Below are 11,946 nucleotides of genomic sequence, written 5' to 3'. Positions count from 1 at the left end.
GCGGGCGAGGTTGGGGCGTTCTAGGAGCATGGTACGCATGTTGTTGTTTGGGGCGCTCGTACTCACGACCGCGGTCGCGGTCGCCTCGCAGGCGGATTTGCTCGCGCTCTCGCCGTGGCACGGAAAAGTTCCGGCGGCTGCAAATCCCGATGCGGTCGCATATCGTTTGAGCGTGCGCGGCGCGCCGAACGCCGTAATGCATCTGCACGCGTCGGGTCTGGCGCCCGGATGGATCGCGTCGTTCTGTACGGCTCGCGTTTGCTCGCCGTCACGCGTGGTGCTGCCGCTCTCGGCGGCGGGCAGCGGAACGATCGAATTTCAGGTCATCCGCGACGACGATGCCGCGCCGCACCGGACGCACGTCATCGTGAGCAGCGATTCCGGCGGCCTGGCGACGCTCGACGTCAAACGCTAAGCGGATTCGTTCGGAAAGAACGGGTTGTGGGCTCGCTCCCACCCGATTCGCGTTGGCGGACCGTGTCCCGGCATCACGACCGTTTCGTCGGGCAACGTGAAGAGTCGCGTGCGGACGCTCTTTAAGATGTCCGCATACGTACTCGCGTCGCCGTAAGCGCCGCCGATGCTGCCCGCAAATAGCGTGTCGCCCGTAAAGACCGTCGAGCGAAAAACGAACGACGACGACCCGTCGGTATGACCGGGCGTATGCAGCATTCGCACGGCGACCCCGTCGCCGAACGGCAACTCCTCGCCGTCTTTGATCGGTAGCGCGCGCCCGGCAAGTTCGCCGATCGCGTGTGCGTCGGCCCGATGCATCACGATCTTCGCGTGCGGGAACGCTGCCGCAATCTCGGCCGTCGCGTCGCAGTGGTCGGCGTGCTTGTGCGTTACGAGGATGTACTCCAAATGATAGGGACCATCGCGCAGGACGCGCAGCAGGTTCGCCGGCACGCCGGCCGGATCGACGAGCGCCGCGCGGCGCCCGCCGTCGACGAAGAAGACGTATCCGTTACTGGGGTGCGGATGCTGCGGATGATGGCGGACGTCGGGAAGCGCGATTGGATCGGGATGCCAGCGTTCGGCGGCGGCGTCGGCAAGGTTGCCGGGATCGAGGTGCAGCGCAGCCGCCACCGCGCGCGCCTGCTCGTCGGTTGGCCGGTCCGTTCCGGCCGTCCATGCGTGGAGCGCGTCGGCCGGGATCGCGATCGTCCGCGCGAGCGACGTTACGCTCGTGCCGGTCCCGCGCAGCGCTTTTTTGAGAATATCCGCGAATTCGTCTTCGAGAGCCATGCCTCACCCTACGACCTTTCCGGTCCCCGGCGCAACCGGAGGGCGCGGGGGAGCGGTCGAAAAGCCAGGTATGGAACGCGTTATTATCATCGGATCGGGACCGGCGGGTTTGACCGCCGCCATTTATGCCGCTCGGGCAAACCTCAAGCCGCTCGTGCTGGCCGGCGGGATGTACGGCGGCCAATTGATGCTCACGACCGAGGTAGAGAACTACCCGGGCTTTCCCGAAGGCATTCTGGGGCCGGATCTGATGATCAAGTTCCGCGAACAGGCCGAGCACTTCGGCGCGCGGATCGAAAACGTCGACGTCACGAGCGTCGATCTCGCCGGGCGGCCGCTCGTCGTCCGCACGTCCGACGACGAATATCACGCGAAGAGCGTGATCGTGGCGACCGGAGCGAACGCCCGGTGGCTCGGTATAAAAGGCGAGGAGCACTTGCGCGGCCGCGGCGTCTCCACGTGCGCGACCTGCGACGGCGCGTTCTTCCGCGACAAACACATCGTGGTCGTCGGCGGCGGCGACTCCGCGATGGAGGAGGCGCTCTTCCTCACGCGATTCGGCCGGCGCGTCACGGTCATTCATCGCCGCAATAGTCTGCGCGCGAGCAAGATCATGGCCGACCGCGCGCGCTCGCACGATAAGATCGACTTCATTTGGGATACGGCGGTCGAAGAGGCGATCGGCGACGGCCAGCTGCGCGCCCTCAAGCTGCACAACCTCAACGACGGCAGCCGCTTTGAGTTCGATGCCGACGCCCTCTTCATCGCGATCGGGCACGACCCCAACACCGCGATCTTCGACGGTCAGCTCGATCTCGATGCGATGGGGTATATCGCATCGGACGACGGCGTTTCGACCAACATCGAGGGCGTGTTCGTAGCCGGCGACGTGAACGACCTCCGTTACAAGCAGGCGATCACCGCGGCCGCCGCGGGCTGCCGTGCGGCGATGGATGCGGAGAAGTATCTCGAAGCGCTCGAGTTTCCCGTCGAGCAAGTCGTCGCCTAAACCGAACTCGCGAATCGTTTAGTCGAGCAGCAGTTCGTAGACGTACTCGGCGGAGATGATGCCGTTGCCGCGGTCCATCGCCGCGCGCGTCTCGATGCGCGCGAAGCCAAGCGATTCCGCCAGACGATACGACGCCGCGTTGCGCGTATCCATCTCGGCGAAGACCCGCCGGATGCCATGGGCGTCATGCAGGTGGTCGATTAACGCGCGAGCCGCCTCGAGCGCCAAACCGCGACGCTGGTGTTCGACGTAGATTCCGTAGGCGATGTAGGCGACGCGTCGCTGCGGATAGATCGTGGCCTGCACGTCGCCGACGACCCGACCGGTGGCGCGTTCGCGGGCGATCCAATTGCCCCACACCTGCGCGCCGTCGGCGTGCGTGTATCCTCGCTCGCGCCGCGCGTAGATCTCGCGCAGCCGCTCGAGCGTCGGCGGGCGCAACGCCGGGAAGTACGTCCACATGCGCTCGTCGTCGAGATGCGGCCACGCCTCGTCCGCGTGGGCCACGCGCACCGGCTCGAGGTCGAGACGCTCGCTGCGCAGGCGCTGCGTGTCAGCGGAAGATGTCTGCAAAGGCCGCGTCGATCGTCGGAAAGGCGAATGTATAGCCGGCTGCCTGCGCGCGTTCGGGCAAAACGCGCTGACCTTCGAGTACCGCGACCGCACCTTCCCCGAGCATGTTCTTAATCGCGAACGTGGGAATCGCAAAGAGCGTTGGACGGTGCAGCGCCTTGCCGAGTTCGTGCGTGAATTCTTCGTTGCGCACGGGAGTGGGAGCCGTTGCGTTCAGCGCCCCCTCGCCGCCGTCGAGCGCGAGCAGGTAGACGCCGACCAGATCGGCGACGTGGATCCACGAGTACCATTGACGGCCGCTGCCGACTTTACCGCCGGCGCCCATTTTGAACGGTGGAACGAGCCGCTCCAGTACGCCGCCTCCGGCCCCCAACGCAACCCCCGTGCGAATCCGCGCGACGCGCATGCCCAAACCGGCAGCCCGTTCGGCTTCTCGCTCCCATTCCACGCACACGCGCGCCAGAAAGTCGTCGCCCGGTCCACTCACTTCGGTGAACGTGCGCTCTTCGCTCGTTCCGTAATAGCCGACCGCCGAAGCCGAGACGTATGCCGTGGGGCGCTGCGCCACCGTCGCGACGGCGTCGAGGAATGCATGGGGCAGCGCCGTGCGGCTCCGCTCGATTCGCAGCTTGACCTCATCGCTCCACTTCTGCGCGATCGGTTCGCCCGCGAGATTGACGATCGCGTCGCAGCCATCCGCTAGCGCCGCCGCCGTCGCGGCGTCGCGCAGCGACCCAGTGCGGACCTCGTCCCCGCGCGCGCGCAGCGCGCCCGCGAGATGACGCCCGACGAACCCCGATGCCCCGAACAATGCGATACGCATGCTGGCGCCTTCGCGGGAAAGGCGACCGATCTTGCCGGAGGGCTAGCCGGCGAGGGCCGCCAGGAGCGTCTGTGCCTGTGCGTCGAGCCCTTGCTCGAAAACCTTCGGATGCGTGAGATAGAACAGACACATGATGCGAAGCGCGAAATCGTGCGCGCGCGGGCGGGTAAGTCGTGCGAATCGCTCTCGCGCGCGGCCGGCGAGCGACTGCGCGCGGAGAGCGAACGTCGCGAAGTCTTCGTAACACGCCACGAAATTCAACTCGCCGTGCTCGCGATCTTCGCGCTGATCGATAAAGTAGTCGAGCAACACGTGAAGCGCCGAAAAGGCCGGAAAATAGGCGTTAAACGTTCGGTCGAGCTGACGGAAGTCGCTGCAGAAGGCGACGTAGAGCGGAGCGTACACCTGGAACTGAGAGCCCGCCGCGCTAGCGAACTCCCACCAGGAGAGATCCCCGAAGCGGCCGCCCTGACGCTCGTACCACGCGATGCAGGCGTCCTCGCGCCGCTCTTTTGGGTAGTGTTTGAAGGTTTGCAGATCCGTATAGAGCGTTGCCGCCTCGCGAAAATAGGGAAGGAGCAGTTGGTGTCCTTCCAATCGCTTGAGAGCGGAGCGCGTGCGCTCGACGAGCGAGCGTAGATAGTCGCCGTCGTCGCCGAGCGGGCCGCGCGCGTAATACTCGTGCAGCGGCGCCTCGGGATCGAGCGCGTCGGCGAGCGCTTGGTGAAGGATCGGGTACGCTTCGATCGGCACGTCGGGATGGCGGTCGCACAGGTTGTCGAGGAAGTCGTAGATGGATTCGAGCGGCGTTACGATTTTGATGTAATGCTCGCGGGCGCCGCGGGGCAAAAACGTTGCGAGTATCGCGGCGCCCGCAACGTGATAGGCCTTCGTGCCGATGCTCTGCAGGGCTTCGTGCCGGAGCCGATCGTCGGGAATGCGATCGGCTATTCGTTCGATTCGAGCGAGTTCGGCTTTCGCAACCGGCACGATGCGACGCAAAAAATGCAGGAGATCGAGGGCGCCGAGCGGGCCGCCCTGGAGCAGGAAACGCAAGCGGGCCGGGCGCCGCACCACCATGCCGATGGCGAACCGGATCTCTCTATCGAGCATCGGCGTTACAGACCCGCGAGAAAGCGGCCCGGATTGAGCGTGTTGTGCGGATCGAATCGCGTTTTGATCGCGCGCATCCGTGCCAGCGCCGGCGGATCTTCGCCCCACACGCGCAGAGAGGCGCGCATCGGGGCGGCGCCGGCGATCACCACGGCGTTTGGAACGATCTCGTGCAGGACGTCGTCGAAGCGCTCGATGCGCGCGGCGAACGCCAGCGTGTCGCGCTCGCTCACGCGCACGATGGCGTCGCCGTTGAGCGGATCGATCAGCACGTCGGTAAAGAGTTCGTGCCGGTTCGCCAGGTCGCGCATCGCAAGCGACCGGGTTTCGGCGCTTTCGGGTGTGCCCAGGGATCGGTACGTAACCGAACGTTCGGCGACGTTGGCAATCGTCGCATCGAGCGCGCGTTGGAACGTCTCGCGCGCGCCCGCGTCGACGATGGTTGCCTCCGGTACGCCGGCCCGACCGAGTGCCGAGCGCAGATCGCGGGTCGCGCGCTCCACGAGCGCTTCGGAACCCTCGAAAAAGATGCAGAGGCGGCCGTCGACGCCGTCCTCGCCATCGATCGCCTTGCGGTACCCTTCGACGCAGAGCAACGCCGCAGGCGCGATCGCAAGGTTCGTGAGATGGGCGATCGCCCGCGTACGAGAGCCTTCGGGAAGGCGAGCGAGCACGACGCGCGCCGTCGCGGGAAGCGGCAGCGTTTTGAAGTTGAGCTGCGTGAGAACGCCGAGCGTTCCAAACGAGCCGATATAGAGCTTGCTCATGTCGTAGCCGGTCACGTTTTTAACGACCATACCGCCCGCGTGCGCGACCGTGCCGTCGGCGAGCACGACTTCCGAACCGATCGCGTAATCGCGAACGCGTCCGTAGCGGTGTCGGCGCGGGCCAAGCCATCCCGCTGCCATCGTTCCGCCGACGGTTGCCGTGCGCCGCGCCGGCGCGTCGAGCGGAACGAACTGGCCCGCCGCCGCTAGCGCCTCGCCCAGCGCCGCGATCGTCACTCCCGCCTGCACGGCGCACGTGAGATCGCGAACCTCGTGCGCGACGACGCGGTCGAGACCGGTCGTTACCAATTCAACGTCGGCGCGCGTCGGCGGAAACCCCATCCCGCGCAATGTGTTGCCGCCTTGCACGACGATGGCCGCGCCGCGCCGATCGCAGGCGGCAATCGTTTCGCGAAGTTCCGCAACGCTCGCCGGCACCACGCGCTCGAGCGTCATCGCACCTCCGCGCAAGACGCACCGCTGGGAAAGATCTTCTCTGGGTTGAGCATGCGGCGTGGATCGAAGACGTCGCGAACGCGCGCCATCGTCGCGAGATCGTCGGTCGTGAAGACGCGCGTGAGCGTCTCGCGCTTTTCGAAACCGATACCGTGCTCGCCGCTGATCGTACCGCCCAAGTCGATCGCGGCTCCGAGTATCTCGTTTCCGGCCTCGATTACCGCACCGACTTGGCGCGCGTCGCGTTTGTCGTACATCAGCAGCGGGTGTAAGTTTCCGTCGCCGGCGTGGAATACGTTGCCTACTTCGATCCCGTTGCTGCGGGCGGCGTGCGTTACCGCGCGCAGCGCTTGTGGGAGCTTCGTGCGCGGCACGCAGACGTCTTGAATGTAGTAATTGGGGGCGATCTGGCCGACCGCGCCCGCCGCCCCTTTGCGGCCGGCCCACAGCGCTTCGCGCTCGGCGGCGTTACGCGCGCTGCGCCACGAGATTGCGCCGTGGCTTTTTACGATGCGTTCGATCTCGCGTTCCGCATAGGCCATGTCGTCTTCAAAGCCGGCGTTTTCGATCAGGAGTACGGCGCCGGCGTCGGTGGGATAGCCGGCGTGAAAGGCGGTTTCGACGGCTTGGGTTATGACGGCATCCATGATTTCGAGCGCCGTCGGCACGATGCCGGCGCCGACGATCGCCGAAACGGCTTCGGAGGCGGATTCGACGTCGCCGAATGCGGCGAGCCAAACGCGTGTCGACTCGGGAGCGCGCAGCAGACGAACCCACGCGGAGCCGACGATTCCGAGCGTCCCTTCACTCCCGACGAGCGTGCCGGTGAGATCGTAGCCGGGATCGTCGAGCGAGGTCGTAAACACCTCGCCCGAATCGTCGATAATCTCGAGACCGAGAATGTGGTTGACGGTGGTGCCGTACGAAAGGCAATGCGGGCCGCCGGCGTTGGTTCCGATATTTCCGCCGATCGTCGAGATCTTTTGCGACGACGGATCGGGCGCGTAAAAGAGCCCGTTCGCGGCGACCCGTTTCGAGAGTTCGAGATTGATGAGCCCGGGTTGGACGCGGGCGCGCCGATTGCGTGCATCGATCTCGAGTACGCGGTTCATTCGAGCGAACGAAACGACGATGCCGCCCTGCGTCGGGACCGCCGCGCCGCAGAGACCGGTTCCGGCGCCGCGCGCGACGATCGGCTCGCCGCAATCGCGCGCGATTTTCACGACCGCGGCCACATCGCGCGTCGATGCAGGCAGTACGACTGCCGCCGGCGGCGGGCCCTCCGAGTACGCATCGAAGGCATACACGGCAAGATCTTCCGGGGCCGTCTTCACGGCGTCGGGACCGATCGCGTCGATCAAGCGTTGCTCTAGCACCGAGGTTGAGGTACGTTCGAGCAGGAGGCGAGGCCTGCAGTTTTTAACGGCTTGACGAGCGATGTTTTCATTCCTTTTCGGAGGCCGCAAGAAGAGACACGAGCAGCGGCGATCCGTCCGTCACATGGTCCCGAGCGCCGATCAGAAGCGCTCCGCGTTTCGCATGCCGGTGGAGTTCGACGTGTTCTACACGCTCGCCGGACGCCCGGGGCGCCGCAGCGCGCGCGCGAACGATCTGAGCGCCGGTGGCCTGCGTTTGGCGTGCGACGAAGACTTTATCAAGGATTCGATCCTCACGCTCGATTTCAACCTGCCCGACGAGTTCTTGGCGGCGATGACCGTTGAAAAAGAGATGTACGAGCAGAGTCCGTTCGGACTGCGCCCGGAAACGGTCAAGGTCGCACCGCCCGGCTTCGCTCCGGTTCATATCGACGCGAAGGTGCACACCTCGTTTCTCGATGTCGAAACGCGCAAATTCGCGCACGGCATTTCCTTCGAGCGTATCGATCCCAAAACGGAAGAAGAACTCCAACGCTTCATCCATCTCTGGCAGATCAACTACCTACGCACCCGCCACGGCGAATAACCATCCCCCCCTTGTCAGCATGACAACGCTCCCCCGCCAACCTGCGCTTGTCATCAGCAATTACAACGCTCTGACGCCAACTTTCGCTTTGTCATCCTGAGCCTGTCGAAGGACGAACTCCGTCGTGCTTCGACAAGCTCAGCATGACAAGCGCCGTGCTTCGACAAGCTCAGCATGACAAGCGCCGTGCTTCGACAAGCTCAGCATGACAAGCGTCGTGCTTCGACAAGCTCAGCATGACAAGCGTCGTGCTTCGACAAGCTCAGCATGACAAACAGTTGCGCAAGCCGTTTGTCGCAACAACGCTTCGCCGCCCTTGTCGCGCCACGCTTCCCGTCTTTGTCTTGACGACGCTCGAATTAGTCGTAAAGCAAATATTTGGCGCGGATCGTTTTGAATCGGTCGACTGCGGGCTGCCAGGACGACCAGATTGCGTCGGCGGAGCGGCCGGCTTGCAGGCCGCGTCGCAGGGAGTCGGTGCCCCAATCGATATCGAGTGCTTTCGCGTCGATCTTTAGGAACGCGGGCGCGATGTCGCGCACGGCGGTCGCGAGATCGAGGGCGGTGCGTACCGATGGGAACGCGCGCGGATCGTAAACGACTAACTCCACACCGCCGACCTGCCGGTCCTTGAGCGCGCCGAAGAACGGCGACCAATACGCCGGCCGAAAATAGACGCCCGGCAGATCCTTCGCATTCATCGCCGCTGCGAGCCGGTAGGCATCGAGGCCGACCGCGCCTGCATATTTGAAGGGTTTGGTCGTGCCGATGCCGCCGTTAAGACCGATATTATCGAGCAATCCGGTACACGGATAGACGACCGCGGTGCTCCACTCCGGGATGTTCGGTGAAGTCTGAACCCACTGCAGCCCAGTCTCGGGCCAAAGCATACTGCGGTGCCAGCCCTGCATGCGAACGACGCGCAGGTTCGCGCCGATGCCGTACTCCGTATTGAAGAGCGACGCGAGTTCGCCGACGGTCATCGCATGGCGCATCGCTATGGGATAGAGGCCGATAAACGATTTAAAGCGCGAATCGAGCACGGGACCTTCAACCGCTTCGCCGCCCAGCGGGTTCGGACGGTCCAGAACCCAGATCTGCTTACCGTACGCCTTGGCAGCTTCCATCGCGTAGGCCATCGTCGAAACGTAGGTGTACGGGCGATCGCCGACATCCTGAATATCGAAGAGCAGCACGTCGACGCCCGCGAGCATTTTTGCGGTGGGATGTTTTTGCTTGCCGTAGAGACTATAGACCGGCAGGCCCGTGCGCGAGTCGGTGTATGACGAAACATAGCTGCCGGCGGGGCGATCGCCGCGCAGGCCGTGCTCGGGAGAGTAGATTGCCTTGATGCAAATCCGCGGGTTGGCTTTAATGGCGTCTACGATGTTGACCAGCCGCGACGTGACGCCCGTCTGATTCGTAATGACCCCGACGCAGCGCCCGTGCAGATCGTGCCAGGCCGATTGCAGAAAGACCTCGTCGCCGAGCGCGATCTTCGCTCGCGGCAGCTCGCCCGCACCCGCAAACGCACTTGCGGCAAAAGCGAGCACGGCAAAGGCGGCCAGGGCCCGTCGAAGTGATTTAAACAAACTTCGGCTCCATCGGATCGGGAAGAATCCCGGCTGCGTGCGCGCGCTTGAAGAGTTCGCGAACCGCCGCGATGCCTTCGTCGCCGACGTCGTCGCTGAACTCGTTAACGTAGAGGTCGATGTGCTTGCGCATGACCGCATCGTCCATCTCGAAAGCGTGTTCGCGCACGTAGCCGATAATCGTATCGTCGTTCTCGCGTGCGAACTTCAAACTGCGCCGGATCGCATCGTCGATCTCGGCTGCCCGCGTATCGTCGAGATCGTTGCGAACGAGGATGGCACCCAGCGGAATCGGCATGCCCGAGACCGATTCCCACCAGTCGCCCAAGTCCACGATTTCGACGAGGCCGTCGTTTTGATAGGTGAAGCGCGATTCGTGAATGATCAGGCCCGCATCGACGGTTCCCTTAGAGACGGCCTCGACGATTTTATCGAAGCGCATACCGATGATTGGCGGAGTCAGCCCCATCGCCAGACGCAGCAGCATGAAGGCGGTCGTGCGCTCGCCCGGGATGGCGATGAGCTTGTCCCCGAGCGACTCGAGCGTCGTGAAGGTGCCCTTACGCGCTACCAGCAGCGGCCCGCAGCCGCGCCCGAGCGCACCGCCCGCGCGTAGGATGCGGTACTTGTCCATCAGCGATGGGATCGCACCGTAACTCACTTTCGTAAGTTCGTAATCGCCTTTGGCAGCGGAGTTGTTAAGATTCTCGACGTCCTCGAGCGCGACGCGAACCTCGGGCACGTCGTCGATCAACCCGTTGGTGAGGGCGGCGAAAATATACGTGTCGTTGGGACAGGGCGAGTACGCGAGGGTCAGGGGTTTATCCATCTACCGTTCCAATCGAACCGAGCAAAGCGTTTAATACACGTTCTAAACCCGCCGCGCCCGCGGCAAAGTTCCATCGGCTTTCCGCGCGGTCGCCGACGATGTTGGAGATACCGCGCACTTCAACCGCCGGGACGCCGGCGATCTCGGCCGCGCGCAATACCGCAAACCCTTCCATCGACTCGACGCCGACATCGTGCGCGGCGAGCCGCGCCGCCGTTGCGCCGGTCGCGGTCACGCGCCCGACCGTGATACCGCGAACGCGCGCGAAGCCGAGTTCGACGAGGCGATCGACGAGCGTGAGATCGGAGTTCGCTCGATCGACGATACGTGCGTCGCCCGGTAAGGGGATTCGCTCGCCGGTCTCGATATCGAGTTCGAGTAACTCGTCGGAGACGACCACGCCGTCGCCGACATCGGCCGCGCCGGCGAACGCGCCGGCGATGCCCGCGCTGATCACCAAGTCATATGGGCCCTGCGCGAGCGCGCGCGACACGGCGGCCGCCGCCTCGACCGGGCCGACGCCGGTGACGAGCATCTCCACGTGCGGCTGCGGCGCGAAGAATGCCAGCTCTTTACCCACCGCGCACGTAACGAGAATCATCGGACGCCGATGAATTTGTGCGTTTGGAGCGAGAGACGGAAGCGCACGGGATGCGCCTTGGCGTACTCGAGCGCGATCTCGATATTCCGCGGCTTGTTGCCTTCGGGCTGCAGCAGAATCGTCGGCTGTCGCGCGAAGAGCGCGAGATGTTCTTCGGGTACGCGCTCGTCGACGATCAGCTTCACCTCGTTCGCACGCTCCGCCATGCGCGGATCGACGCGCTCCTTCGGCGAAACGCAAAGCCACACGTCGTCGGGCAGTTCGGTCGCGAGCGTTCCGTTCGATTCGATGTGCACGCGCCGCCCGTCGTCGCGCAGCGCGCCGATCAGATCGAGAGTCTCGGACTGCGCGAGCGGTTCGCCCCCCGTGAGGATCACCATCGGGCACGCGCCGCCGATCGCGCGCACCCGAGCGACGACCTCGGAGACCGATGCGAAGAACTTCAGCGAGTAGTCGGTATCGCAGAAATCGCAGGCTAAATTGCAGCCGGCGAGCCGCACGAAGACCGCCGGCGTTCCGCTGTACGTGCCTTCGCCTTGAATGCTGTAGAAAATCTCAGCGAGCTGCAGCATCGGCCTTACGAAGAACCGCGCACGACGTGGCGGTCTCCCAGAGCACGAGTGTGTCGAGGCCGGGCAAGTGCGCGGCCAGGCGCTCCCAAACCCAGGCGACGATTCGCTCGCAGGTCGGATTCTCGAGGACGTCGTTGAGGTTCTGGTGGTCCAGCACGTCGATAACGTGCCGATGCACGACGGCCTTGATCGTGTCGAAATCTTCGATCATCCCGCGGGCAGGGCCATCCTGCCGCAGCGGCCCGGCGATTGCCACCTCGAGGCGGTACGAGTGACCGTGCAGCCGCGAGCACTTGCCGTCGTGATAAGGGAGAACGTGCGCGGCCTCGAACCGGAAATGCTTAACAATCTGCATGGGTGCGCGCTTACCGTTCGGTGCACGGTCGAGCGTACCCCGTTCT

Annotated in this window: 14 protein-coding genes; 3 read left to right on the top strand and 11 right to left on the bottom strand. The window is 64.5% G+C overall.

Annotation, left to right across the window (positions count from 1 at the left end):
- Window positions 1-37: 37 nt before the first annotated feature.
- Window positions 38-415 (top strand): hypothetical protein, encoded by a 378-nt coding sequence (locus VIG32_05475; protein ID HEY8297453.1) that lies wholly within the window; start codon window positions 38-40, stop codon window positions 413-415.
- Here VIG32_05475 and VIG32_05470 read toward each other — a convergent pair.
- The gene (locus tag VIG32_05470) at window positions 412-1,248 is read right to left on the bottom strand and encodes an MBL fold metallo-hydrolase (protein ID HEY8297452.1); all 837 of its coding nucleotides are present in this window, start codon (window positions 1,246-1,248) and stop codon (window positions 412-414) included. The genes VIG32_05475 and VIG32_05470 overlap by 4 nt on opposite strands.
- 70 nt (window positions 1,249-1,318) lie before the next feature.
- On the opposite strand from VIG32_05470, the gene trxB reads away from it, so the two are divergent.
- On the top strand, window positions 1,319-2,257 hold the full coding sequence (gene trxB / locus VIG32_05465; protein HEY8297451.1) for a thioredoxin-disulfide reductase: 939 nt from the start codon (window positions 1,319-1,321) through the stop codon (window positions 2,255-2,257).
- An 18-nt stretch (window positions 2,258-2,275) separates the two neighbouring features.
- On the opposite strand, the gene VIG32_05460 is transcribed toward trxB, so the two are convergent.
- From VIG32_05460 to VIG32_05440, 5 genes are read right to left on the bottom strand one after another with little or no spacing between them, the layout of a single operon-like run.
- A complete protein-coding gene (locus tag VIG32_05460) occupies window positions 2,276-2,923 on the bottom strand; it encodes a GNAT family N-acetyltransferase (GenBank protein HEY8297450.1) in 648 nt (215 codons plus the stop codon).
- Window positions 2,811-3,653: a TIGR01777 family oxidoreductase gene (locus VIG32_05455; GenBank protein ID HEY8297449.1), complete on the bottom strand. Its 843-nt coding sequence runs from the start codon at window positions 3,651-3,653 to the stop codon at window positions 2,811-2,813. Before VIG32_05455 ends, VIG32_05460 begins: the two co-directional genes overlap by 113 nt.
- Window positions 3,654-3,695: 42 nt before the next feature.
- The gene (locus VIG32_05450) at window positions 3,696-4,766 is read right to left on the bottom strand and encodes a DUF2600 family protein (GenBank protein ID HEY8297448.1); all 1,071 of its coding nucleotides are present in this window, start codon (window positions 4,764-4,766) and stop codon (window positions 3,696-3,698) included.
- Window positions 4,767-4,771: 5 nt separating this feature from the next.
- Window positions 4,772-5,989, bottom strand: coding sequence for an FAD-binding oxidoreductase (locus tag VIG32_05445; protein HEY8297447.1), 1,218 nt, complete (start codon window positions 5,987-5,989; stop codon window positions 4,772-4,774).
- Window positions 5,986-7,365 (bottom strand): FAD-linked oxidase C-terminal domain-containing protein, encoded by a 1,380-nt coding sequence (locus VIG32_05440; protein ID HEY8297446.1) that lies wholly within the window; start codon window positions 7,363-7,365, stop codon window positions 5,986-5,988. The genes VIG32_05445 and VIG32_05440 overlap by 4 nt, the downstream gene beginning before the upstream one ends.
- Window positions 7,366-7,489: 124 nt before the next feature.
- Here VIG32_05440 and VIG32_05435 point away from each other — a divergent pair, with 124 nt between their 5' ends.
- A complete protein-coding gene (locus VIG32_05435) occupies window positions 7,490-7,951 on the top strand; it encodes a PilZ domain-containing protein (protein HEY8297445.1) in 462 nt (153 codons plus the stop codon).
- Window positions 7,952-8,310: 359 nt separating this feature from the next.
- Here the strand turns inward: VIG32_05435 and VIG32_05430 are convergent, their stop codons facing one another.
- From VIG32_05430 to queD, 5 genes are read right to left on the bottom strand one after another with little or no spacing between them, the layout of a single operon-like run.
- Window positions 8,311-9,543: a DUF1343 domain-containing protein gene (locus VIG32_05430; protein HEY8297444.1), complete on the bottom strand. Its 1,233-nt coding sequence runs from the start codon at window positions 9,541-9,543 to the stop codon at window positions 8,311-8,313.
- Window positions 9,536-10,372 (bottom strand): 1,4-dihydroxy-6-naphthoate synthase, encoded by an 837-nt coding sequence (locus VIG32_05425; protein ID HEY8297443.1) that lies wholly within the window; start codon window positions 10,370-10,372, stop codon window positions 9,536-9,538. Before VIG32_05425 ends, VIG32_05430 begins: the two co-directional genes overlap by 8 nt.
- Window positions 10,365-10,973 (bottom strand): futalosine hydrolase, encoded by a 609-nt coding sequence (gene mqnB, locus VIG32_05420; protein ID HEY8297442.1) that lies wholly within the window; start codon window positions 10,971-10,973, stop codon window positions 10,365-10,367. Before mqnB ends, VIG32_05425 begins: the two co-directional genes overlap by 8 nt.
- Window positions 10,970-11,545 carry a 7-carboxy-7-deazaguanine synthase QueE gene (locus VIG32_05415; protein HEY8297441.1) on the bottom strand — a complete coding sequence of 192 codons (576 nt, stop codon included), beginning with the start codon at window positions 11,543-11,545 and terminating at the stop codon, window positions 10,970-10,972. Before VIG32_05415 ends, mqnB begins: the two co-directional genes overlap by 4 nt.
- On the bottom strand, window positions 11,529-11,900 hold the full coding sequence (gene queD / locus VIG32_05410) for a 6-carboxytetrahydropterin synthase QueD (protein HEY8297440.1): 372 nt from the start codon (window positions 11,898-11,900) through the stop codon (window positions 11,529-11,531). Before queD ends, VIG32_05415 begins: the two co-directional genes overlap by 17 nt.
- Between the last annotated feature and the right edge of the window lie 46 nt (window positions 11,901-11,946).

The sequence above is a fragment of the Candidatus Baltobacteraceae bacterium genome, from assembly GCA_036559195.1.
Classification (GTDB): domain Bacteria; phylum Vulcanimicrobiota; class Vulcanimicrobiia; order Vulcanimicrobiales; family Vulcanimicrobiaceae; genus JALYTZ01.
The sequence above is the reverse complement of the archived record's forward strand: the minus strand, read 5'-3'. Positions and strand labels throughout refer to the sequence as shown.

Excerpts from the sequence above, each read along its gene's own strand:
- VIG32_05475 (HEY8297453.1), top strand. The coding sequence starts at position 38 with ATGTTGTTGTTTGGGGCGCTCGTACTCACGACCGCGGTCGCGGTCGCC.
- VIG32_05470 (HEY8297452.1), bottom strand. The coding sequence starts at position 1,248 with ATGGCTCTCGAAGACGAATTCGCGGATATTCTCAAAAAAGCGCTGCGC.
- trxB (HEY8297451.1), top strand. The coding sequence starts at position 1,319 with ATGGAACGCGTTATTATCATCGGATCGGGACCGGCGGGTTTGACCGCC.
- VIG32_05455 (HEY8297449.1), bottom strand. The coding sequence starts at position 3,653 with ATGCGTATCGCATTGTTCGGGGCATCGGGGTTCGTCGGGCGTCATCTC.
- VIG32_05450 (HEY8297448.1), bottom strand. The coding sequence starts at position 4,766 with ATGCTCGATAGAGAGATCCGGTTCGCCATCGGCATGGTGGTGCGGCGC.
- VIG32_05445 (HEY8297447.1), bottom strand. The coding sequence starts at position 5,989 with ATGACGCTCGAGCGCGTGGTGCCGGCGAGCGTTGCGGAACTTCGCGAA.
- VIG32_05435 (HEY8297445.1), top strand. The coding sequence starts at position 7,490 with ATGGTCCCGAGCGCCGATCAGAAGCGCTCCGCGTTTCGCATGCCGGTG.
- VIG32_05425 (HEY8297443.1), bottom strand. The coding sequence starts at position 10,372 with ATGGATAAACCCCTGACCCTCGCGTACTCGCCCTGTCCCAACGACACG.
- mqnB (HEY8297442.1), bottom strand. The coding sequence starts at position 10,973 with ATGATTCTCGTTACGTGCGCGGTGGGTAAAGAGCTGGCATTCTTCGCG.
- VIG32_05415 (HEY8297441.1), bottom strand. The coding sequence starts at position 11,545 with ATGCTGCAGCTCGCTGAGATTTTCTACAGCATTCAAGGCGAAGGCACG.
- queD (HEY8297440.1), bottom strand. The coding sequence starts at position 11,900 with ATGCAGATTGTTAAGCATTTCCGGTTCGAGGCCGCGCACGTTCTCCCT.